Genomic DNA, 19,526 nt, shown 5'->3' on the forward strand with positions numbered 1-19,526 from the left:
TAGGCAGCCTATTGGTTCGTTGTAAGAACCATTAAGAGCCAATTTGATAGGGCCAATTTCATGCCTGAGCAGCCGCCGTCATTTCCCTTCAACCTGGCCGGGATCGAGTTGGATCGCCGCCAGGGCTTGAGTCGCCAGCTGTATCAGGCCTTGCGCCTGCGCATTCTCGATGGCCGCCTGAGCAGTGGCACACGTTTGCCGGCCAGTCGTGACTTGGCCGAGTCCTTGTCGATCTCGCGCAACAGCGTGATGCGTGCCTACGATCAGCTGTACGCCGAGGGTTTCACCGATGGCCGCATCGGCGACGGGACCTATGTCGCCCATTTGCCGAGTCGCGAGGGAGCGCTGAAAAAATCCTCGGGCAAAAAATTATCCACAAAAGTGTCCACAGGCTTATCACCAGGCTTACCCACAGGTTTATCCACAAAATCGTTAGAAATAGCTGGTATTTCATCCTGTGAAGTTATCCACAGTCCGGCGCTGAAATTACTGCAAAAACACCATTTGAACCCTCCTTTGGGTGGCCCGCCCAAGGCGTTTCGAGTAGGCGTGCCCGCCTTCGACCTATTCCCGTTTGCCGTGTGGGGCAAGCTGCACGCGGCTTTCTGGCGAAAACCGGACCTTCATCTGCTGGGTTATGGCGAAGCGGCAGGGGATGCGCGTTTGCGCGAGCTGATTGCCGTCTATTTGCGCAGCTCCCGGGGGCTGACCTGCACAGCTGAGCAAATTGTGATCACCAGTGGTGCGCAGCAGGCCATTAGCCTTTGTGCACAGTTGCTGGTGCAGGCCGGGGACGGCGTTGCTGTGGAAAACCCCGGCTATCGTGCGGCGGGTCATGCCTTCGCCATTGCCGGAGCCAGGCTACGGGGTATTACGGTGGATGAAGAGGGCATGCAGAGCGCGGAACTGGCACGCAGCGACTGCAAGCTGGCCTACGTGACGCCATCGCACCAGTACCCCACCGGCGTGGTCATGAGCCTGGCCCGGCGCCTGGACCTGCTGGCCTGGGCTGAGCGCACCAAGGGCTGGATCGTTGAAGACGACTACGACGGCGAATACCGCTACAGCGGCGCGCCATTGGCGCCCTTGGCCGCGCTCGATCGACACGGGCGGGTGCTGTATGTCGGCACGTTCGGCAAGATTGCCTTTCCGGCACTGCGCCTGGGTTATCTGGTTCTGCCCGAGGGGTTGGTCAAACCCTTCAGTCAGCGTCGTGCCGTAGACATGCGCCATTCGGAAATCGGCACGCAACGGGTGATGGCCGAGTTCATTGCCAAGGGCCATTTCCAGCGGCATATCCGCCGCATGCGTCGGGCTGCATTGAGCCGTCGTAATGCCTTGCTGGCAGGTTGGCCTGAGGATATTCGCGGTTGTGAGGCGATGCCCAAGGTGGTGGCGGGGCTGCACTGTGCCATGCGGGTAGAGAGCCTGGCGCGGGAGCAGGAGCTGGTGGCCAAGGCCACGAGTGCAGGCGTCGAGATCAATGCTTTGAGCGAGTATTGGCTACCTGACTCCACCGAGCCTGTGGATAACCGCGCCGGGCTGGTGCTGGGGTTTGCGGCGGTGCCGGAGGCGGAGATTGCCCTGGCGTTGGACAGGCTGCGAGAAGCCTGGCGCGATTGATCTGCCTCTGTAGGAGCTGCCGCAGGCTGCGAATGGGTTCTACATCAACCACCGCTTTCGCAGCCTGCGGCAGCTCCTACAGGCCTGTGCTTACCATGAGATCAGAGCGCCATCTGTGCCTTCGCCACCTTCACAATGTTCTCCACGGTAAAGCCAAACTTGGCCTGCAGTTTGTCGATGGGGGCCGAGGCGCCGAAGGTGTTCATCACCACTTTGGCCCCGGTATTGCCGACGTAACGATCCCAGCCCAGCGGCCCCGCCTGTTCCACGGCGACCCGTGCGGTCACTGCTGGCGGGAATACGCTGTCGCGGTAAGCCTGGTCCTGCTGCTCGAACAGCTCCCAGCTCGGCATCGAGACCACGCGGGCGGCGATGCCCTCGGCCTTGAGTTGCTCGTAAGCCTGCACCGTCATGCCCACTTCGCTACCGGTAGCCATCAGGATCACCGCCGGCTCGCCCGCTTTCGCGTCGGCCAGCACGTAGGCGCCTTTTGCCAGCCCTTCGGCCGGGGCGTATTGCTTGCGGTCCAGGGTCGGCATGGGTTGGCGCGAGAGGATGATGCATGACGGGCGATTGGTCTGGGCCAATGCCACTTTCCAGGCCTGCGCGGTTTCATTGGCGTCGCCGGGGCGCAGGGTCAGCAGGCCGGGAGTAGAGCGCAACTGCGTCAGTTGCTCGATGGGCTGGTGGGTCGGCCCGTCTTCGCCGACGCCGATGGAGTCGTGGGTGAAGACGAAAATCACCGGCAATTCCATGATCGACGCGAGGCGGATCGGCGGCTTCATGTAGTCGCTGAACACCAGAAAGGTCGAGGCATAGGGGCGCACGTAGCACAGCGCCATACCGTTGGCGATGGAGCCCATGGCGTGTTCGCGGATGCCGAAGTGCAGGTTACGGCCGCTGTAGTTGTCGGCGGCAAAACTGCTGGCACCGTCGAAGGTCAGGTTGGTCTTGGTCGAAGGCGACAAGTCCGCCGAGCCGCCCAGCAGCCAGGGGATTTGCTCGGCGAAGGCATTCAGCACCTTGCCACCGGACGCACGGGTGGCGAGGCCCTTGGGGTCGGCTTCGAAGGATTGCATTGCGTCCTGCCACTGCTCCGGCATTTCCCCGGCACGCATGCGGCGCAGTTCATCGGCCAGCTTCGGCTCGCTGCTTTCCAGGCTTTTCAGGGTTTGCTGCCAGCTGTCATAGGCCTCGCTGTTGCGTTGCAGCAGGCTGTCGCGCAGGCAGGTGCGGGCATCGTTGGGCACCAGGAAGCTGGAGTTTTCATCCCAGCCATAGAACTGCTTGGTGAGCTTTATTTCGTCCTCACCCAGCGGTTCACCGTGGGCGGCAGCGGTGTTGTGCTTATGGGGCGAGCCATAGCCGATCACACTGTCGACCACGATCAGGGTCGGCGCGTCATTGGTGTGTTTGAACACCTCAATGGCCTTGGCCAGAGCCTCGGTGTCGTTGGCGTCAGCCACATGCAGGGTGTTCCAGCCGTAGCCTTCGAAACGGGTCTGCACATCTTCGCTGAAGGCCAGATTGGTATGGCCTTCAATGCTGATGGTGTTGTTGTCGTAGATCCAGCACAGGTTTGCCAGCTTGAGATGCCCCGCGATAGAGGCGGCCTCACTGGTGACACCTTCCATCATGTCGCCATCACCGCAAAGCACGTAGACGTTGTAATCGAACAACGTGCGCTGCGGGCCGTTGAAGCGCTCGCCCAGCCAGCGCTCGGCCATGGCCATCCCAACGCTGTTGGCGCAGCCCTGGCCCAGTGGCCCGGTGGTGGTTTCCACGCCCGTGGTCATGCGGTATTCCGGATGGCCGGGGGTCTTGGAGTCCAGTTGGCGGAACTGCTTGATGTCCTCAAGGGCGACCGCCGGTTTGCCCGAAGGCTTGCCGTGCTCGTCGATCTCGACCACGCCGGCCAGATGCAGCAACGAATACAGGAGCATCGAGGCATGGCCGACCGACAGCACGAAGCGATCGCGGTTGGGCCAGTCCGGATGCTCGGGGTGATAGCGCAGGAAGCGGTTCCACACCGTATAGCCCACCGGAGCCAGGGCCATGGGCGTACCCGGGTGGCCCGAATTGGCCTTCTGCACGGCATCCATGGCCAGGGTGCGGATGGTGTTGATACAAAGTTGGTCGCGTGCGCTGTTCTGTTCGATGGAAGAAGACGAACCCATTGAATTAACCCTCGGTGGCGTGGCGGTGAGCATCCAGATAAGAGTTGAGCGCAGGCGGGTGGGGTTGGTTCCGGTAAATATCGATACGGTGGTAGAGCCGAATGAAGCGGGGAGTGAATTTTTGCTGTAAAGCCAGAGCAGCTCCTTCGCGGATTAATCCGCTTGTATGTTTAGACTTGAAGGGGCCAGTACATCCAACACATTGGCGGCGTCCGAAATAAAGCTTCGCGAATGAATTGGCTCTGTCTGCGTTAGGTGTTGCGGCCAGCGATTTACCATGCCGATTCAGGCATTTGCATCGCCATCGGTTCTAATGAGGTGTAGATATTGTGGGAGCGGATTCATCCGCGAAGAGGCCAGAACATCCAACACATTGGCGGCATCTGAAATAAAGCTTTCGCGAATGAATTCGCTCCCACAGTAGTGCGTGCATATCGTCGGATCTGTGCGGATTCATTCGCGAAGGGGCTGCTCTGGCTTTACAGCAAACATAGAATCTCCCACAGGTTCGCTCCCGCATACCGCCATTCTACAAACGCATCCCTTGGGATCAGGTCCCCGACTTGATCTTGGTCCACGCCCGTGTCCGTGCGCGCTCGGCGTCGTGGGGCAGGGGTTGCAGGGTGTAGAGGGTTTTCATCGCCTCTTCGGTCGGGTACAGGTTGGGGTTGCTACGGATTGCCGGGTCGACCAGGTCGGTGGCGTCCTTGTTCGGGTTCGGGTAGCCGACAAAGTCACTGATCGGCGCGATCACCTTGGGTTGCAGCAGGTAGTTGATAAAAGCGTGGGCGTCTTCGGTGTTCTTGGCGCCTTTGGGGATGGCGAGCATGTCGAACCAGATCGGCGCGCCTTCCTTGGGCAGGCGCATGTCCACCACTACGCCATTCTTGGCTTCCTTGGCGCGGTTGGCGGCCTGGGAGAAGCTGCCGGAGTAACCGACGGCCACGCAGATGTCGCCGTTGGCGATATCGGCCATGTACTTGGACGAGTGGAAGTAGCTGATGTACGGCCGGATCTTGAGCATCAGCGCTTCGGCCTTGGCGTAGTCCGCCGGCTTGGTGCTGTTGGGCGGCAGGCCCAGGTGCTGTAAGGCCAGCGGCATGATTTCCGACGGCGAGTCGAGCAGGGCGACGCCGCACTGCTTGAGCTTGCTGATGTTCTCTTCCTTGAAGATCAGGTCCCAACTGTCCACCGGCGCCTTGTCACCCAGCACGGCCTTGACCTTGTCCGGGTTGAAGCCGATCAAGATGGTGCCATACATGTAGGGCACGGCGTATTTGTTGCCCGGATCGTTGGCCTCCAACAGCTTCATCAGCTTGGGGTCCAGGTGCGAGTAGTTGCTCAGCTTGCTGCGGTCCAGGGGCTGGAACACCCCGGCTTCGATCTGCTTGGCCAGGAACACGTTGGACGGCACTACGACGTCATAGCCGGAGTTGCCGGTCAGCAGCTTGGCTTCCAGGGCCTCGTTGGTGTCGAAGATGTCGTAGATCAGGTTGACCTTGGCGTCTTGCTTGAAGTCCACCAGGGTTTGCGGGGTGATGTAGTCGAACCAGTTGTAGACGCGCAACGTGCGCTGTTCATCGGCCTGGGTCGCGGCACAGAACAGCGAGGCGCAGAGTACGGGAGCCATAAGACGCTTGAATGGATTCATCGTGTTCGCTCTTGTAATAAGGTCGGATCAGACGGTTTCGAAGCCTTCCAGCACATTCACGGCATTGATGCCGATTTCCTCGACGGCATAGCCGCCTTCCATCACGAACAGCGTCGGTTTGCCGAGCCGGGCAATGCGTGCGCCCATGCTCAGGTAGTCGGGGCTGTCCAGTTTGAACTGGGAGATGGGGTCGTCCCTGAATGTGTCGACACCCAGGGAAACCAGCACGACGTCCGGGTCGTAGGCCTCGATCTGCGCGCAGGCCTGTTCCAGCGCCTGGCTCCAGGCGGCCCAGTCACTGCCCGCAGGCAATGGGTAGTTGAAGTTGTAGCCCGCGCCCGGACCTTCACCGAGTTCGTCGGCATAGCCGAGGAAGAACGGGAATTCGATGGCCGGGTCGCCGTGGATCGAGGTGAACAGCACGTCGCTGCGTTCGTAGAAGATCGATTGCGTACCGTTGCCGTGGTGATAATCAACGTCGAGGATCGCCACTTTTTTACGACCTTGATCGAGGAATGCCTGGGCGGCGATGGCGATGTTATTCAAGTAGCAGTAGCCGCCCATCAAATCGCCAGCCGCGTGATGGCCCGGCGGACGGCACAGGGCGAAAGCGCTGGAAAGGCCGTCCTGCTGAATGGCGTTCTGTGCGGTCAGGGCCACTTGCGCTGCGCTATAGGCGGCCTGCCAGGTGCCTGCGGTGATGGGAGCGCCGGCGTCGAAGCTGTAGTAACCGAACTCGCCGTGCAAGCTGGTGGGTTTGACCGAGCGCAGGGTGCGGGCGGGCCAGGTGAAGGGCAGCAGATCGCCCTCGCTGCCCATGGCGGCCCAGCGTTGCCATGCACCCTTGAAGAATTCCAGGTAGTCGGCGCTGTGCACCCGTTGGACCGGGGCCAGGCCGAAGTCATCAGGCGCCAGTACCGGGCCGAGATGACGCGCCTTGACCCGCTCCAGCACGTGGTCGGCGCGGGACGGCATCTCGAAGCAGGGCTTCAATTGCCCGTCGATCAGCTCGCAGCGGCCATGGTGCAGGCGATGATCGTCTGAATAGATCGTCAGCATTTGTTGTTTTCCTCTTGGCTGTCGGTGTTCCATTTTTGGCGCGCAGGGAGGCTGGCGGGAACGACGGGAACGGCCAAAAGGGGATTTATTCGGCCATAAAGACTGGCCGCATATCGCCTCTTAATGAGGCATCAGTGCCCCGTTTCAGGGCCTGAACTGACTCGGCGCCACGCCGCTCCAGCGACTGAAGGCGTGACGGAAGCTGGCGGTCTCGCTGAAGCCCAGTTCCTCGGCGATGCGGTAGATGGGCAGTTGGTCTTCTTGCAGCAACTGTTTGGCGCGTTCGAACCGCAGCTCGTCGAGCAGTTCCTGATAGCTGCTGCCATTGGCCTGCAGATGCCTGCGCAGGGTGCGTTCGGAGCAATTCATTTGCTTGGCAAGCGCGCCAAGACCGGGGGCCGAGTGCAGTTGGCTGGCGATCAACTGACGGATGCGCCCTAGCCAGGCCTGACGCCCGGTGAACTCAATGTTCTGGCGGCGGCAGCGCTCGTGCATATCGCGATGGGTGATGCGGTCGGCCAGGGGCAGGGGCTGGTCGAGCCATTGGCGGGAAAAGGCAAAGGCGTTATCGGCCTGTTCGAACTGCACGGGGCAGGGAAAGCTATCGGCGTAGCGCTGCCGGTAGTCGGGTGCCGGGTAGGCGAAGCGCGCACCGAGCAGCGGCAGGGCATGGCCGAGCAGGTCGTCGCAGATGACTTTCAGCGAGGTCATGCACAGTTCGCTGTTGAAGGCGGTCAGGGCTTCGTTGTCACGGTAGTCACTGGCACTGAGCCAGATCTTGTCGCCGTCTTCGATCAGGCACAGCTCGAACAGGGTGCCGAGCAACGCCGGATAGGCCAGGGCCAGGCGCAGGGCGTCACCGAAAGTGGCACTGGTCAGCAAGGCGTAACCGAGAATCCCGTAGGACGACACATGCATGCGCCGTCCCAGTTCCAGACCAATTTCGCGGCGCAGGGCCACGGCATTGGCGCAGACCTGCATTTCCTGGTGGGTGGCGATACGGATATCGGCCCGATCCAGCTCGGCCAGGCTGATGCCGCTGCCCTCAAGCAGGGCTTCGCGGGGCAGGCCCTCGGCGGCGAAGGTTTCCAGAACCAGCGACACGGCATTGAGGGTAGTCAGGTGGGAGTGCAGCATGCAGGTCATCCGGCGCGATTGGCCGGATATAGGGGAGCAAGTCTTGTGCCGCAGAAGATGATGGTCTCTGTGGGACCGGCTTTAACCGGGAAGGCTATAGGGCAGACGCTGGAAATGTATTGGTCATGCTTGCGTCTTCCCGGCTAAAGCCGGTCCCACAATTGAGGCGCCCTCTGAATTCAGCGCAGCTCGCCACACAGATCCAGCTCAACCAGGCGCCGCACTTCCTCAGTCGGCAAGCCCGCTCCCAACAGCGCATGCAGTTTGCCGAACGCCGCTTCGCGGGTCATGCCGCCGCCCGACAGCACGCCGACGCCACGCAGGCGGCTGCCGGCTTCGTAGACGTCCAGTTCGACGCCGCCTTCATGGCATTGGGTGATAGCGACCACCACCAGCCCTTTGTCCTGCGCGCGCTTGAGACTGGCGAGGAAGTCCGGGTTGTCGCTGGGGCCGGTGCCGCTGCCGAAGCACTCCAGGATCAGCGCCTCAATGCCGCTATCGATCAGGCCATCGACCTGTGCCGCAGCGATGCCGGGCACCAGTGGCAGCACGCCGACGCTGGCCAGGCTCTTGGGTTGGCGATAGTCCAGCGCTGCCGGGCGGGCATTGACCGGCTGGCCATTGCGCGAGCGTTGCAGCGCGGCGAAGGGGTGGCGGCCGAAGCTGCGGATTTTCGCGCAACGGGTCGGTGCCAGCAGTTCGCCGTGGAAATACAGGTGAACACCCGAGGCCAGGCCTTTGCTCAGGGCCAACAGCGAGCCGTTGACGTTTTCCCAGGCATCGCTGTCCGCGACACCGGCAGGCAGCATGGAGCCGGTGAACAGTACCGGCGCGCTCAGGCCCAGCAACTGGAAGCTCATGGCCGCCGCGCTGTAGGCCAGGGTGTCGGTGCCATGCAGGATCAGTACGGCATCGCAGCCTGCATCCACAGCTTCGATCACCGCTTCACGCAGGCGCTGCCAGTAGGTGGGGGTCATGTTGGCGCTGTCGATCAGTGGCGCCATTTCGCGGAAGCGCCACTGCGGCACGATCAGATCAGGCTGCGCCGCCAGTTGCTCGGCCATGCGCGCCTCGAAACCCGAGGCCGGGGCCAGACCATTGGCACTGGCTTGCATGCCGATGGTGCCGCCGGTGTAGAGCACCATGACCTGGCGGGCGGGTGTGACTGGGTTCATGGGTGGTTCTCCTCAGCGGCTATTTACCCCTGCAGGAGCTGCCGAAGGCTGCGATAGCGGTGTCTCGGATAACGCCAATCGCAGCCTTCGGCAGCTCCTACAGGGATCACTTCAATTCAAAGGGGGACGCAACGATCCAACATCGCCTCAGCCACCAATTGGGTGACATCCACCAGCGTCTTGTCGGTCACGATATCGGCCACCAGCGGCAGTTCCGTACAGGCCAGCAGCACTGTAGCGGATTCGATGGAGGCCAGCAGTTCGGCAAAACGCGAGCGTACGCCGGGATCGGCTGCGCCGAATGCCTTGATGTCGTAGATCAGCTGATGCAATGCCTCGCCCTGAGCAACCGGCTCAAACTCGACCACCTCGCGCAAATCGCTGTACGGCGACCACTGGCCCAGTTCCGCCACCGGGCGGGCACCGAGCAGGCAGGCGCGCTCTACGCCATTGCGTTGCAGGTAGTCGTGCAGCACATCGCGGAAGGAGATGAACTCGCTGCGCAGCGGCAATTCGCGGATGCGTCCGGCAAACAGGTTGAGGGTGTTGCAGGCGATGCTGAATGCGGCGACCTGGCCGTTCAGCGCAAGGATGTCGGCGCGCAGGGCACGCCAGACAGTCTCGGCGGTTTTTTCCAGCTCCATCGACAGACCCAGTTCAGGGTCTGAAACGATGCTTAGCGCCGGGGCGTCGATGTCGCCGCGAAACGCCGGACCGAGGCGCCGGCGATTCTCTTGCAGCAGCTTGGCCCACATATCCATCCCGGCTTCGGGGCCGGAGCCGGTGATGATGCCCAGCCGGGGCCGTGCGACATAGTCGCAACGGCTCAGGTCAGTGGACTCAGCGTTGGGTTTGCGCGGCGCCATGAGGCTGCGACTCGGTCTGAGTGGTCGGGGCAGGCGCGCTCGGGTTGGCTGGCCAGGCTTTGGGGTCGATATCCAGGTCGGCGAACTTGCTGGAGTCGAACACTGGCGTCTTGATCCCGGCTTTGCGCTGGTCGTCGTAGTCACGCAGGATGCGCATGCCGACCTTGAACAGCAACGCCAGGGCGATCAGGTTGACGAACGCCAGCAGGGTCATGGTGATGTCGGCGAAGGCGAACACGGTGCTCAGGTTCTCGACCGCACCCCAGAGGATCAGGGCCAGGACCAGTGCGCGGTAACCGATCAGCGCCTTGCGGTTTTCACCGAGGATAAAGCGCAGGCTGTTTTCGCCCAGGTAGTAGTTGTAGAGGATCGAGGTGAACACGAACAGGGCCAGGGCCACGCTGATGAACATCCGGCCCCATTCACCGACCACGGCGGCCAGGGAGTTCTGGGTCAGGGCAATGCCGTCGCCTTCGAAACCCGGGGTGTAGAAGCCCGACAGCAGGATCAGCAGGGCAGTACAGGTGCAGATCACGAAGGTATCGAGGAATACGCTGAACGCCTGGACCACGCCCTGGGCAACCGGATGCTCGACCTGGGCGACGGCGGCCACGTTGGGCGCACTGCCCAGGCCCGCTTCGTTGGCGAATACGCCGCGCTTGACGCCCATGACGATGGCGCTGCCGATCAGGCCGCCGAACGCCTGGTCAAGGCCGAAGGCGCTCTTGACGATGGTCGCCAGCATGGCCGGTACATGGTCGAACTGCAGGACGATCACGTAGATGGTCACGGCGATGTAGATCAGGGTCTTGACCGGGACCAGCAGGTCGGCGACCGCGGCAATGCGCTTGATGCCGCCGATGAACACCAGGCCCAGCAGTACGGCCAGGCCGATGCCGCTGTAGGTGGCGTCGATGCCGAAGGCATTGTTCAGCGAGTGGGTCACGGCATGGGATTGCAGGCCGTTGAAGGCGAAGCCGAAGGTCACCAGCAGCAGGACCGCCATGACCATGCCCCAGCCGCGATGGCCCAGGCCATGCTGAATGTAGTAGGACGGGCCGCCACGGTATTGCCCTTCGGAGTCGCAGCGCTTGTACAGCTGGCCCAGGGAACATTCGAAGAAGCTGCTGGACATGCCGACCAGTGCGGTCACCCACATCCAGAACACGGCGCCAGGGCCGCCCAGGGTCACGGCGATGCCGACACCGGCAATGTTGCCCGCACCGACGCGGCCGGCAAGGCTGAGCATCAGGGCCTGGAACGAACTGAGCTGGCCGGAGCTGCTGCGCAGGCTGTCACGGAACACCGCGAACATGTGGAAGAAGTGGCGCAATTGTACGAAGCGCGAGCGGATGGTGAAGTAGCTGCCGAGCCCGACGATGAGCACGATCAGTACTTTTCCGGAGAGGAAGTCGTTGATGACTTCGAGCATGGATGATTCCTCGCTGTTTTTCTTTTTTGGGCGAATGTGAACGGTTCGAGACGTTGCGCCACGACCCCGTTTTCCAGGGTGCAAATGGTTGGCTATCGCCGCGAGCAGAGCAATTTCGCAGGTTGAGTGAAAGTGATGCGTGTTGATGCTATCTTCGCGTCTTCTAGCGCCATTCCGACGAGCTGTGCCATGCGTGAATACTTCCCCGCCAATTTGCAGTTGCTGTGTCGTCATTACCGCTCCATTGCCGAGGTCTGTCGCCAACTGGGTATCAACCGCGCCCAGTTCAACAAATACCTCAGCGGGCAAAGCCTGCCGACGCCCTATAACCTCAAGCGCATCTGCGACTTCTTTGGAGTAGAGGAGTACGAGATCGGCCTGCCGGCCGAGCAGTTCGCCCGCTTGATCGGGGCCAAGGCCAAGCCGAGCAGCGATACCGCAGAGATGAGTGCGCCGCAGCAGATGCTCGAGCACCTGCGCCAACGCTCTTCCAACGAGTTACAGGTGCATGTGGGCTACTACCACGAGTACTACCACTCGATGTCGATGCCCGGTCATATCCTGTGTTCGCTGGTCCACCTGCGCGAAGAGGGCGGGCACTATACCTATGAGCGCACCGAACGTCTGCAAACCCGCGCCGCTCGCGGTGAGGACTACGAGCGCTATCGTTACCTGGGCGTGGCCTATTACCTGCAAAACCGGTTGTTTTTCGTCGATTACGAATCGCTGACCTCCAATGAAATCTGTCAGACCGTTTTGATCCCCAGCTACAAAAGCCGCATTACCCGGCTCAATGGCCTGAAAATCGGCGTGTCCTCTGCCGACCACCGCGCGCCCGCCTGTTCCCGGGTGGTCTGGGAATTTCTCGGGACCCAGATCAACCGCGTCAGCGCCTATCGCAAGGTGCGCCTCTACCTGCCCGATGATCCGGAGCTCGACGATGATCTGCGCGCGCGGTTGGCTCAGACCCAGATGGTTGATGGGTTGTTCCAGATCGCCTGAACCGGTCATCTGAATTGGAATGGGCTTTTGTAGGAGCCGGCTTGCTGGCGATGGCATTGGGTCAGGCGGCACATTCTTCGTGTGTAAGGCCGCAATCGCCAGCAAGCCGGCTCCTACGGGTTTTGCGACGATTTCTTGATAAAAAAAGGGCCGGAAGCATGCGCTCCTGGCCCTCAAAGAGGTGAGAGGTGTCTAGTCCCTCAGCCTGGTGAGTCTTTTGCTGCGTCGGTCAGGCCTTGAGGGGCACCAGACGCGGGGCGATCATGTTTTCCGGACGCAGAATGTCGGCGAGCATGGCATCGTCCAGCAGGCCTTCCTCGCGTACCAGTTCCAGCACGCCCCGGCCACTTTCCAGGGCGATGCGGGCGATACGGGTGGCGTTTTCATAGCCGATGTAAGGGTTCAGCGCTGTGACCAGGCCGATGGAGTGTTCGACCAACTCGCGGCAGCGATCTTCGTTGGCAGTGATGCCGACGATGCAGTGTTCGCGCAGCATGTCCATGGCGCGTTGCAGCAGGCGGATCGAGTCGAAGATCTTGTAGGCGATCAGCGGCTCCATCACGTTCAACTGCAACTGGCCGCCCTCGGCCGCCATGGTCAGGGCCAGGTCGTTGCCGATGATTTCGAACGCCACCTGGTTGACCGCTTCCGGGATCACCGGGTTGACCTTGCCGGGCATGATCGAGCTGCCGGGCTGACGCGCTGGCAGGTTGATTTCATTGATGCCGGTGCGTGGGCCGCTGGACAGCAGGCGCAGGTCGTTGCAGATCTTCGACAGCTTGACCGCAGTACGCTTGAGCATCCCGGAGAACAGCACGAAGGCGCCCATGTCGGACGTGGCTTCGATCAGGTCGGCGGCCGGAACCAGTGGCTGGCCGCTGATGATCGCCAGGCGATCCACCGCCAGTTTCTGATAACCAGGGTCGGCGTTGATGCCGGTACCGATGGCGGTGCCGCCCAGGTTGACTTCGGTCAGCAGCTCAGGCGCCAGGCTGCGCAGGCGGTTGAGGTCTTCGTTGAGCGTCGTGGCGAAGGCGTGGAATTCCTGGCCGAGGGTCATCGGCACGGCGTCCTGCAGCTGGGTACGACCCATTTTCAGGACATGGTTGAATTCCAGGCTTTTGGCCGAGAACGCCTGGATCAGGCTGTCCAGGCTGGCCAGCAGAGCGTCGTGGCCGAGCAGCAGGCCCAGGCGGATCGCAGTCGGGTAGGCGTCGTTGGTGGACTGCGCCATGTTCACGTCGTTGTTCGGGTGCAGCTGTTTGTAATCGCCTTTTTCCAGGCCCATGGCTTCCAGGGCGATGTTGGCGATCACTTCGTTGGCGTTCATGTTGGTCGACGTACCGGCGCCGCCCTGAATCATGTCGACGACGAACTGCTCGTGGAAGTCGCCACGGATCACGCGGGCACAGGCTTCGCTGATGGCTGCGTGCTTGGTCGCGTTGAGGTGACCCAACTGATGGTTTGCGTCAGCCGCCGCCTGCTTGACCATGGCCAGGGCCACGACCAGTTTCGGGTAGTGCGAGATCGGCACGCCGGAAAGGTGGAAGTTATTCACTGCGCGCAGGGTCTGGATACCGTAATACGCATTGGAAGGTACTTCGAGAACACCGAGCAGGTCTTTTTCGATGCGCGATGATGCAGGCGAGGACATGATAGAGATAATCTCAGAATGGACACGGAAAGTGTCGGAACGCTGCTGATACTGGGCTTTGCGAGTAATATTGACCAATGCTGTTAAACGCTGCCCTATGCCGCAACGGCATAATGTAGCTGTGACGATCTGGTTGTGACGGGCGTATGCAGGTACCGTAACAAACCTGACACTTCATTCTTTCTATTGGGATCGGACTGTGGGAGCGAATTCATTCGCGAAAGCGGTGTGTCAGGTGCCAATGATTTCGACATTGCTGGCCCCTTCGCGAATGAATTCGCTCCCACAGGGTTCGTACCTACAAGGTGAGTATCGAGGACACCATGAATCTGGAAAGCAAATGGCTGGAGGACTTCAGCGCTCTGGCCGCCACTCGCAGCTTTTCCCAGGCGGCGGAGCGGCGTTTTGTTACCCAGCCAGCTTTCAGCCGACGCATTCGCAGTCTGGAAGCAGCGCTTGGGCTGACCCTGGTCAATCGCTCGCGCACGCCCGTCGAGCTGACGGCGGCAGGCCAGCTGTTTCTGGTGACCGCGCGCACGGTGGTCGAACAGCTGGGCGAAGTGCTCAGGCATTTGCATCATCTGGAAGGCGGCCAGGGGGAAGTCATCCAGGTGGCGGCGGCGCATTCCCTGGCGTTGGGCTTCTTTCCGCGCTGGATCGCCCAGCTGCGCAACGACGGCCTGAATATCGCCACGCGCCTGGTGGCCACCAACGTCGGCGAAGCGGTGCATGCTCTGCGTGAGGGTGGCTGCGACCTGATGCTGGCGTTCTACGATCCGGATGCCGCCTTGCAGATGGACAGCGAGATTTTCCCGTCGCTGCACCTGGGCCACACCGAAATGCTGCCTGTCTGTGCGGCGCACGCCGATGGTCGGCCGCTGTTTGATCTGGAAAGCGATGCCAGCGTGCCGTTGCTGGCTTATAGCGCCGGAGCCTTTCTCGGTCGTTCGGTGAACCTGTTGCTGCGCCAACGCAATCTGCGTTTTACCACTGTCTATGAGACCGCCATGGCCGACAGCCTCAAAGGCATGGCGCTGGAAGGATTGGGTATAGCGTGGGTGCCGCGGCTGAGTATTTCCGCGGAACTGGCTCGCGGCGAGCTGGTGGTCTGCGGCGGGTTGCAGTGGCATGTGCCGCTGGAGATCCGACTGTACCGCTGTGCGCTGGTGCGCAAGGCCAATGTGCGTCTGCTGTGGCGCAAGTTGGAGCAGGCCGGCGACCTCTGATCGCAGTGAAGAAGGTGCGTGGTTTCCTACATATTCAAATGGAGAGGACTACGTTTCCGGGTGCTGCGGTCTGGATGTTTTTACCTCGGCAGCCCTGTAGTTTTTGATTCGAGCGGCCTGCCATGGTAGCGGGCGCGCAGGTTCAAAACTCTATAAGGATACCCACATGGCAAGGAAGCCTGTGAAGTTGTATGTGTTTTATCACGATGATGTCGATGCCGGGATACGTCGGATCGTGCCGCGCAATTACCTGCAAGGCTGTGTTCTTGAACTGGAGAAAATCGCCGACCGCGAGTTCATCGTTGAATATCCGGGTTCCGTGCCGGGGATGACTGATATTGATTACAAGGGCCATGAAGGCATTGCGCTGAAAGACTGGAGCCGTCGCGTCAAGGCGTTTGCCGGGCAGCACGGCTTGTCATTGGACAGGACCCATCGTTATTTGCTGATTACCGGCGACAAGCTGAACGAGTCGGTCCTGGGGGTGACCTACATGGGGCATTACGCGGTGATTGCTTCCCTGTATTCCTACCAGGTCATCGCCCATGAACTGGGCCATAGCTTCGGTGCGACCCATGAGGATGCCGAGTTGCAGTACAACTCGTTCGGACTTGTCTGTGAAACTTATGTCTACCCGGATCGCAATGCTGGCCGGGCAAATTGTTACCAGTACAGCCTCAAGAACCGCCAGAATATTGCTGCCTTTCTGGGAGCGGTAGACTGAGATCGTTGCCGGCTCAGCGGGCTCGAACGGATGCTGACGTTTCCCGCTGACTAATGGTCGCCAAGGGGGCTGTCTTCGCGCCGCTTTACGGTATACTGCGCGGCCTTTGGCCGGTCCGACCGGTCATTATTCGTACAGCAAGCCACGCCGGTCCTCCCGCGTGGCTTGTTTGTTTTTTGATGCGCCTGCGGGCGCCCGATGAGAGGCACGACGATGAGCGCACTGGTTGGCGTGATCATGGGCTCCAAGTCCGATTGGTCCACCCTTAGCCACACCGCCGATATGCTGGAAAAGCTCGGCATTCCGTACGAAGTCAAAGTGGTTTCGGCCCACCGTACGCCGGACCTGCTGTTCCAGTACGCCGAACAGGCCGAGGAACGCGGGATCGAGGTGATCATCGCCGGTGCCGGTGGTGCAGCTCACCTGCCGGGCATGTGCGCGGCCAAGACCCATCTGCCAGTGCTGGGCGTGCCAGTGCAGTCGTCGATGCTGTCCGGTGTCGATTCGCTGCTGTCCATCGTGCAGATGCCTGCCGGTATTCCGGTTGCCACCCTCGCCATCGGCAAGGCTGGCGCGATCAACGCCGCGCTGCTGTCGGCCAGCATCCTGGGCGCCAAGCACCCGCAATTCCACGCAGCGCTGAAGAAATTCCGCACTGAGCAGACAGACAACGTCCTGGACAATCCAGACCCGCGCGACGCCTGAGGTTTTTCCATGAAGATCGGTGTAATCGGTGGCGGCCAGTTGGGTCGCATGTTGGCCCTGGCAGGTACGCCGCTGGGGATGAATTTCGCTTTTCTCGACCCCGCGCCGGACGCTTGTGCCGCGACCCTGGGTGAGCATCTGCGTGCCGATTACGGCGATCAGGATCATCTGCGCCAATTGGCCGATGAAGTTGACCTGGTGACCTTCGAGTTCGAAAGCGTTCCAGCCGAAACGGTCGCCTTCCTGTCGCAGTTCGTGCCGGTCTACCCGAGCGCCGAGGCGTTGCGCATTGCCCGTGACCGCTGGTTCGAGAAGAGCATGTTCAAGGACCTGGGCATTCCCACCCCCGAGTTCGCCGATATCCAGTCCCAGGCCGACCTGGACGCTGCGGTCGCCCGCATCGGTCTGCCTGCGGTACTGAAAACCCGCACTCTCGGTTATGACGGCAAGGGCCAGAAGGTCCTGCGTACTGCCGCTGATGTGGTCGGTACCTTCGCCGAGCTGGGCAGCGTGCCTTGCCTGCTTGAAGGCTTCGTACCATTCACGGGTGAGGTGTCGCTGATCGCGGTACGTGCCCGTGATGGGGAGACCCGTTTCTATCCGTTGGTGCACAACACCCACGACAACGGCATCCTGCGCCTGTCCATCGCCAGCACTGATCACCCGTTGCAGGGCCTGGCCGAAGACTATGTTGGACGTGTACTGCACAAGCTCGATTACGTCGGCGTGCTGGCATTCGAGTTCTTCGAAGTCGATGGCGGCCTCAAGGCCAACGAAATCGCCCCGCGTGTGCACAACTCCGGGCACTGGACCACCGAGGGCGCCGAGTGCAGCCAGTTCGAAAACCACCTGCGGGCGGTAGCGGGCCTGCCATTGGGTTCGACGGCCAAGGTCGGCGAGAGCGCGATGCTCAACTTCATCGGTGAAGTGCCTGCGGTCGAGCAGGTCATTGCCATCGACGATTGCCATCTGCATCACTACGGCAAGGCGTTCAAGGTTGGCCGCAAGGTCGGTCATGCCACCGTACGCAGCGCCGATCGCGCGACCCTGGATCGTCAGGTCAAGCTGGTCGAGGCTTTGATCAGGGGTTGATCGAGACTATAAGTCGGCCTTGTGTAGATACCTGTGGGACCGGCTTGAGCCGGGAACGCGTCTTCCCGGCTGAAGCCGGTCCCACAGGGTGTTCACAAAGTCGGTCTTATAGGGCCCAATATTGAACCATTGCGCTCTCAAAGCTCTCTGATAGCGTGCAGCCATTGGCTGACCAGGCTTCAGCTTGATCACTTTATTCAGAGGAACATCGCATGGGTATCATCGGAACCATTTTCATTGGCTTGATCGTTGGCCTGCTGGCGCGGTTCCTGAAACCGGGCGATGACAGTATGGGCTGGATCATGACCATTCTGCTGGGCATCGGCGGTTCGCTGGCGGCCACTTATGGCGGCCAGGCGCTGGGTATCTATCAGGCAGGGCAGGGCGCAGGCTTCCTCGGTGCGCTGGTCGGCGCGATCGTTCTGCTGGTCATCTATGGCATGATCAAAAAGAACTGATTTCCCCTCATCTTGCGCTCTGCGTGGACCCACGCAGGGCGCTAAGATAGCCGGCAATTTCAACTCCCCTTTGCCGAGCCCCCTCATGCGTCGTCTTTTCTTTATTTCCCTGTTACTGGTGTCCGGGCTGGTGCATGCCGAACTTCCGGAAACCGACTGGCTGGAACTGATGCCCAAGTCGGACCAGAAAGCCCTCGAAGCCATGCCCGAAATCGACCACAACTCGCCCGAGGCGCAGGGTCGCTTTGACAGCAAGGGTGGCCTGAAACAGGCCAAGGGCCTGCCTGCGGTGATGTATTCGACCAAGACCGTGGCGGCAATGGACGGCAGGAATATTCGTCTGGGCGGCTATCCGGTGCCGCTGGAGACCGATGCCAAGGGCCGCAGCACGCTGTTCTTTCTCGTGCCTTACCCTGGCGCCTGCATTCATGTCCCGCCACCGCCGCCCAATCAGATGGTGCTGGTGCGTTATCCAAAGGGCTTGAAGCTGGACGATATCTACACGCCGCTGTGGGTGGTCGGCACGCTGAAGGTCGAGAAAGTCAGTAATGACCTGGCCGATGCGGCATACGCACTGGATGCGGGCAAGGTCCGCGTCGTTACCGAAGCGGACCTTTAAGCGAAGCCGGTTATAACGGCTCGGACCAGATACTCACGCCCATGACCTGCATGGCGCCCGGCTCAATGACGGCTACGTCTTCGAGAACGTTGGCCGTCTCGATGCAGACCATGCCTTGCCAACCGTCGGCTGCCATATCGCTGAAAGTTGCGGTCTTGGCGATCCAGGGGTTCCAGATCACCGCCGATTGCGAGCCGCTGGCGCGGATGAAGATACGCCGGTTCCAGACCGGATCATTGATCGCCAGGTGCTCCGGCGTGTCGAGGTAAATACGGTCGGTTTCGCCGCTGAAGGTCAGGGCGCCGGACTGCTGGCGTTCTTCTTCCCAGCTTTGCAGGGTGTCGAGGTAATCGAGGCCGTCGAGGCCTTCGACGCTGATCTGATGCACATCGCTCACTGCGAAGTACGTGTGCAGCGCCTGACTCAAGGTCACGGCTGCGTCGCCCGCGTTATAGCTGACCAGGCTGACGTTCAGCGCGTGATCCATACGGATGCTCAGCTTCAACGCAACATTATGCGGCCAGCCCGGCAATTTGCCTTCGGCCTGGGGCTGAATGAAGTCGATCAGCAGGGCGTCGCCGTCCAGGCCCATGCCCATCAATTCCCAGTTCAGCGCGCGCACTTCGCCGTGTGCCTTGGCCGGCTCGGCGCTCTGGCGCATGGCCTGGACGCTGTCCGGGTTGCGCTCAAGGTTGCCGAACCAGGGCCAGCACACCGGCATGCCGCCACGAATGGCCTTGCCTTGCTTGAATACGGCCGAGGGATTGGACCAGATCAACGGCTCGTGGCCGTCGCGCTTGTAGCTGACGATGTGCGCGCCCTGTTGGGCAATCACCAGCTCCGCACCGTCATGGCGGATTCTCCAGGCGTTCAGTTCACCCAGCTGGATGGATTCGACTTCAGGTTGGGCTATGGACATGTAACCT

Annotated in this window: 17 protein-coding genes; 8 read left to right on the forward strand and 9 right to left on the reverse strand. The window is 61.1% G+C overall.

Going from position 1 to position 19,526, the window contains the following annotated elements:
• Positions 1 to 60: 60 nt before the first annotated feature.
• Complete coding sequence (locus ACCD02_RS02045) at positions 61 to 1,623, forward strand: PLP-dependent aminotransferase family protein (protein ID WP_413298267.1); 1,563 nt, start codon at positions 61 to 63, stop codon at positions 1,621 to 1,623.
• A 101-nt stretch (positions 1,624 to 1,724) separates the two neighbouring features.
• Here ACCD02_RS02045 and tkt read toward each other — a convergent pair whose 3' ends face one another.
• The 7 genes from tkt to ACCD02_RS02080 all read right to left on the reverse strand — a co-directional run bounded on the left by tkt (position 1,725) and on the right by ACCD02_RS02080 (position 11,120).
• Entirely contained in the window at positions 1,725 to 3,800 is a 2,076-nt protein-coding gene (gene tkt, locus ACCD02_RS02050; protein WP_413298268.1) for a transketolase, read from the reverse strand.
• 550 nt (positions 3,801 to 4,350) lie between these two features.
• The gene (locus ACCD02_RS02055) at positions 4,351 to 5,451 is read right to left on the reverse strand and encodes a polyamine ABC transporter substrate-binding protein (RefSeq protein ID WP_413298269.1); all 1,101 of its coding nucleotides are present in this window, start codon (positions 5,449 to 5,451) and stop codon (positions 4,351 to 4,353) included.
• Positions 5,452 to 5,478: 27 nt separating this feature from the next.
• The gene (locus ACCD02_RS02060; protein WP_413298270.1) at positions 5,479 to 6,510 is read right to left on the reverse strand and encodes a histone deacetylase family protein; all 1,032 of its coding nucleotides are present in this window, start codon (positions 6,508 to 6,510) and stop codon (positions 5,479 to 5,481) included.
• 144 nt (positions 6,511 to 6,654) lie between these two features.
• The gene (locus ACCD02_RS02065) at positions 6,655 to 7,647 is read right to left on the reverse strand and encodes an AraC family transcriptional regulator (protein WP_413298271.1); all 993 of its coding nucleotides are present in this window, start codon (positions 7,645 to 7,647) and stop codon (positions 6,655 to 6,657) included.
• A 179-nt stretch (positions 7,648 to 7,826) separates the two neighbouring features.
• Positions 7,827 to 8,822 carry an asparaginase gene (locus tag ACCD02_RS02070; RefSeq protein WP_413298272.1) on the reverse strand — a complete coding sequence of 332 codons (996 nt, stop codon included), beginning with the start codon at positions 8,820 to 8,822 and terminating at the stop codon, positions 7,827 to 7,829.
• Between the two features lie 116 nt (positions 8,823 to 8,938).
• Complete coding sequence (locus tag ACCD02_RS02075) at positions 8,939 to 9,688, reverse strand: aspartate/glutamate racemase family protein (RefSeq protein ID WP_413298273.1); 750 nt, start codon at positions 9,686 to 9,688, stop codon at positions 8,939 to 8,941.
• Positions 9,663 to 11,120: an alanine/glycine:cation symporter family protein gene (locus ACCD02_RS02080; RefSeq protein ID WP_413298274.1), complete on the reverse strand. Its 1,458-nt coding sequence runs from the start codon at positions 11,118 to 11,120 to the stop codon at positions 9,663 to 9,665. Before ACCD02_RS02080 ends, ACCD02_RS02075 begins: the two co-directional genes overlap by 26 nt.
• A 189-nt stretch (positions 11,121 to 11,309) precedes the next feature.
• Between ACCD02_RS02080 and ACCD02_RS02085 the strand changes: the two genes are divergently transcribed.
• The gene (locus tag ACCD02_RS02085) at positions 11,310 to 12,122 is read left to right on the forward strand and encodes a helix-turn-helix domain-containing protein (protein ID WP_413298275.1); all 813 of its coding nucleotides are present in this window, start codon (positions 11,310 to 11,312) and stop codon (positions 12,120 to 12,122) included.
• A 229-nt stretch (positions 12,123 to 12,351) separates the two neighbouring features.
• Here the strand turns inward: ACCD02_RS02085 and ACCD02_RS02090 are convergent, their stop codons facing one another.
• A complete protein-coding gene (locus ACCD02_RS02090) occupies positions 12,352 to 13,776 on the reverse strand; it encodes an aspartate ammonia-lyase (protein WP_413298276.1) in 1,425 nt (474 codons plus the stop codon).
• Between the two features lie 323 nt (positions 13,777 to 14,099).
• Between ACCD02_RS02090 and ACCD02_RS02095 the strand changes: the two genes are divergently transcribed.
• The 6 genes from ACCD02_RS02095 (at position 14,100) to ACCD02_RS02120 (ending at position 18,600) form a co-directional block, all read left to right on the forward strand.
• Positions 14,100 to 15,002 carry a LysR substrate-binding domain-containing protein gene (locus ACCD02_RS02095; RefSeq protein ID WP_413298277.1) on the forward strand — a complete coding sequence of 301 codons (903 nt, stop codon included), beginning with the start codon at positions 14,100 to 14,102 and terminating at the stop codon, positions 15,000 to 15,002.
• 166 nt (positions 15,003 to 15,168) lie between these two features.
• Positions 15,169 to 15,726 carry a M12 family metallo-peptidase gene (locus tag ACCD02_RS02100; protein ID WP_413298278.1) on the forward strand — a complete coding sequence of 186 codons (558 nt, stop codon included), beginning with the start codon at positions 15,169 to 15,171 and terminating at the stop codon, positions 15,724 to 15,726.
• Between the two features lie 213 nt (positions 15,727 to 15,939).
• On the forward strand, positions 15,940 to 16,431 hold the full coding sequence (gene purE / locus ACCD02_RS02105) for a 5-(carboxyamino)imidazole ribonucleotide mutase (protein ID WP_413298279.1): 492 nt from the start codon (positions 15,940 to 15,942) through the stop codon (positions 16,429 to 16,431).
• Positions 16,432 to 16,440: 9 nt separating this feature from the next.
• Positions 16,441 to 17,523 carry a 5-(carboxyamino)imidazole ribonucleotide synthase gene (locus tag ACCD02_RS02110; protein ID WP_413298280.1) on the forward strand — a complete coding sequence of 361 codons (1,083 nt, stop codon included), beginning with the start codon at positions 16,441 to 16,443 and terminating at the stop codon, positions 17,521 to 17,523.
• 212 nt (positions 17,524 to 17,735) lie between these two features.
• Entirely contained in the window at positions 17,736 to 17,981 is a 246-nt protein-coding gene (locus ACCD02_RS02115; protein ID WP_413298281.1) for a GlsB/YeaQ/YmgE family stress response membrane protein, read from the forward strand.
• 85 nt (positions 17,982 to 18,066) lie between these two features.
• Positions 18,067 to 18,600: a DUF3299 domain-containing protein gene (locus ACCD02_RS02120; RefSeq protein ID WP_413298282.1), complete on the forward strand. Its 534-nt coding sequence runs from the start codon at positions 18,067 to 18,069 to the stop codon at positions 18,598 to 18,600.
• A gap of 10 nt (positions 18,601 to 18,610) precedes the next feature.
• On the opposite strand, the gene ACCD02_RS02125 is transcribed toward ACCD02_RS02120, so the two are convergent.
• Entirely contained in the window at positions 18,611 to 19,519 is a 909-nt protein-coding gene (locus tag ACCD02_RS02125) for a D-hexose-6-phosphate mutarotase (RefSeq protein ID WP_413298283.1), read from the reverse strand.
• Positions 19,520 to 19,526: the final 7 nt, after the last annotated feature.

Origin of the sequence: Pseudomonas sp. Pseusp88 (assembly GCF_047303955.1) — a bacterium.
Lineage (GTDB): Bacteria > Pseudomonadota > Gammaproteobacteria > Pseudomonadales > Pseudomonadaceae > Aquipseudomonas.

Bases quoted from the DNA above. Each gene is read 5' to 3' on its own strand.
- ACCD02_RS02125 (WP_413298283.1), bottom strand. From the start codon at position 19,519: ATGTCCATAGCCCAACCTGAAGTCGAATCCATCCAGCTGGGTGAACTG.
- ACCD02_RS02120 (WP_413298282.1), top strand. From the start codon at position 18,067: ATGCGTCGTCTTTTCTTTATTTCCCTGTTACTGGTGTCCGGGCTGGTG.
- ACCD02_RS02085 (WP_413298275.1), top strand. From the start codon at position 11,310: ATGCGTGAATACTTCCCCGCCAATTTGCAGTTGCTGTGTCGTCATTAC.
- ACCD02_RS02110 (WP_413298280.1), top strand. From the start codon at position 16,441: ATGAAGATCGGTGTAATCGGTGGCGGCCAGTTGGGTCGCATGTTGGCC.
- ACCD02_RS02100 (WP_413298278.1), top strand. From the start codon at position 15,169: ATGGCAAGGAAGCCTGTGAAGTTGTATGTGTTTTATCACGATGATGTC.
- ACCD02_RS02090 (WP_413298276.1), bottom strand. From the start codon at position 13,776: ATGTCCTCGCCTGCATCATCGCGCATCGAAAAAGACCTGCTCGGTGTT.
- purE (WP_413298279.1), top strand. From the start codon at position 15,940: ATGAGCGCACTGGTTGGCGTGATCATGGGCTCCAAGTCCGATTGGTCC.
- ACCD02_RS02055 (WP_413298269.1), bottom strand. From the start codon at position 5,451: ATGAATCCATTCAAGCGTCTTATGGCTCCCGTACTCTGCGCCTCGCTG.
- ACCD02_RS02045 (WP_413298267.1), top strand. From the start codon at position 61: ATGCCTGAGCAGCCGCCGTCATTTCCCTTCAACCTGGCCGGGATCGAG.
- ACCD02_RS02065 (WP_413298271.1), bottom strand. From the start codon at position 7,647: ATGCTGCACTCCCACCTGACTACCCTCAATGCCGTGTCGCTGGTTCTG.
- ACCD02_RS02080 (WP_413298274.1), bottom strand. From the start codon at position 11,120: ATGCTCGAAGTCATCAACGACTTCCTCTCCGGAAAAGTACTGATCGTG.
- ACCD02_RS02115 (WP_413298281.1), top strand. From the start codon at position 17,736: ATGGGTATCATCGGAACCATTTTCATTGGCTTGATCGTTGGCCTGCTG.
- tkt (WP_413298268.1), bottom strand. From the start codon at position 3,800: ATGGGTTCGTCTTCTTCCATCGAACAGAACAGCGCACGCGACCAACTT.
- ACCD02_RS02070 (WP_413298272.1), bottom strand. From the start codon at position 8,822: ATGAACCCAGTCACACCCGCCCGCCAGGTCATGGTGCTCTACACCGGC.
- ACCD02_RS02095 (WP_413298277.1), top strand. From the start codon at position 14,100: ATGAATCTGGAAAGCAAATGGCTGGAGGACTTCAGCGCTCTGGCCGCC.
- ACCD02_RS02075 (WP_413298273.1), bottom strand. From the start codon at position 9,688: ATGGCGCCGCGCAAACCCAACGCTGAGTCCACTGACCTGAGCCGTTGC.
- ACCD02_RS02060 (WP_413298270.1), bottom strand. From the start codon at position 6,510: ATGCTGACGATCTATTCAGACGATCATCGCCTGCACCATGGCCGCTGC.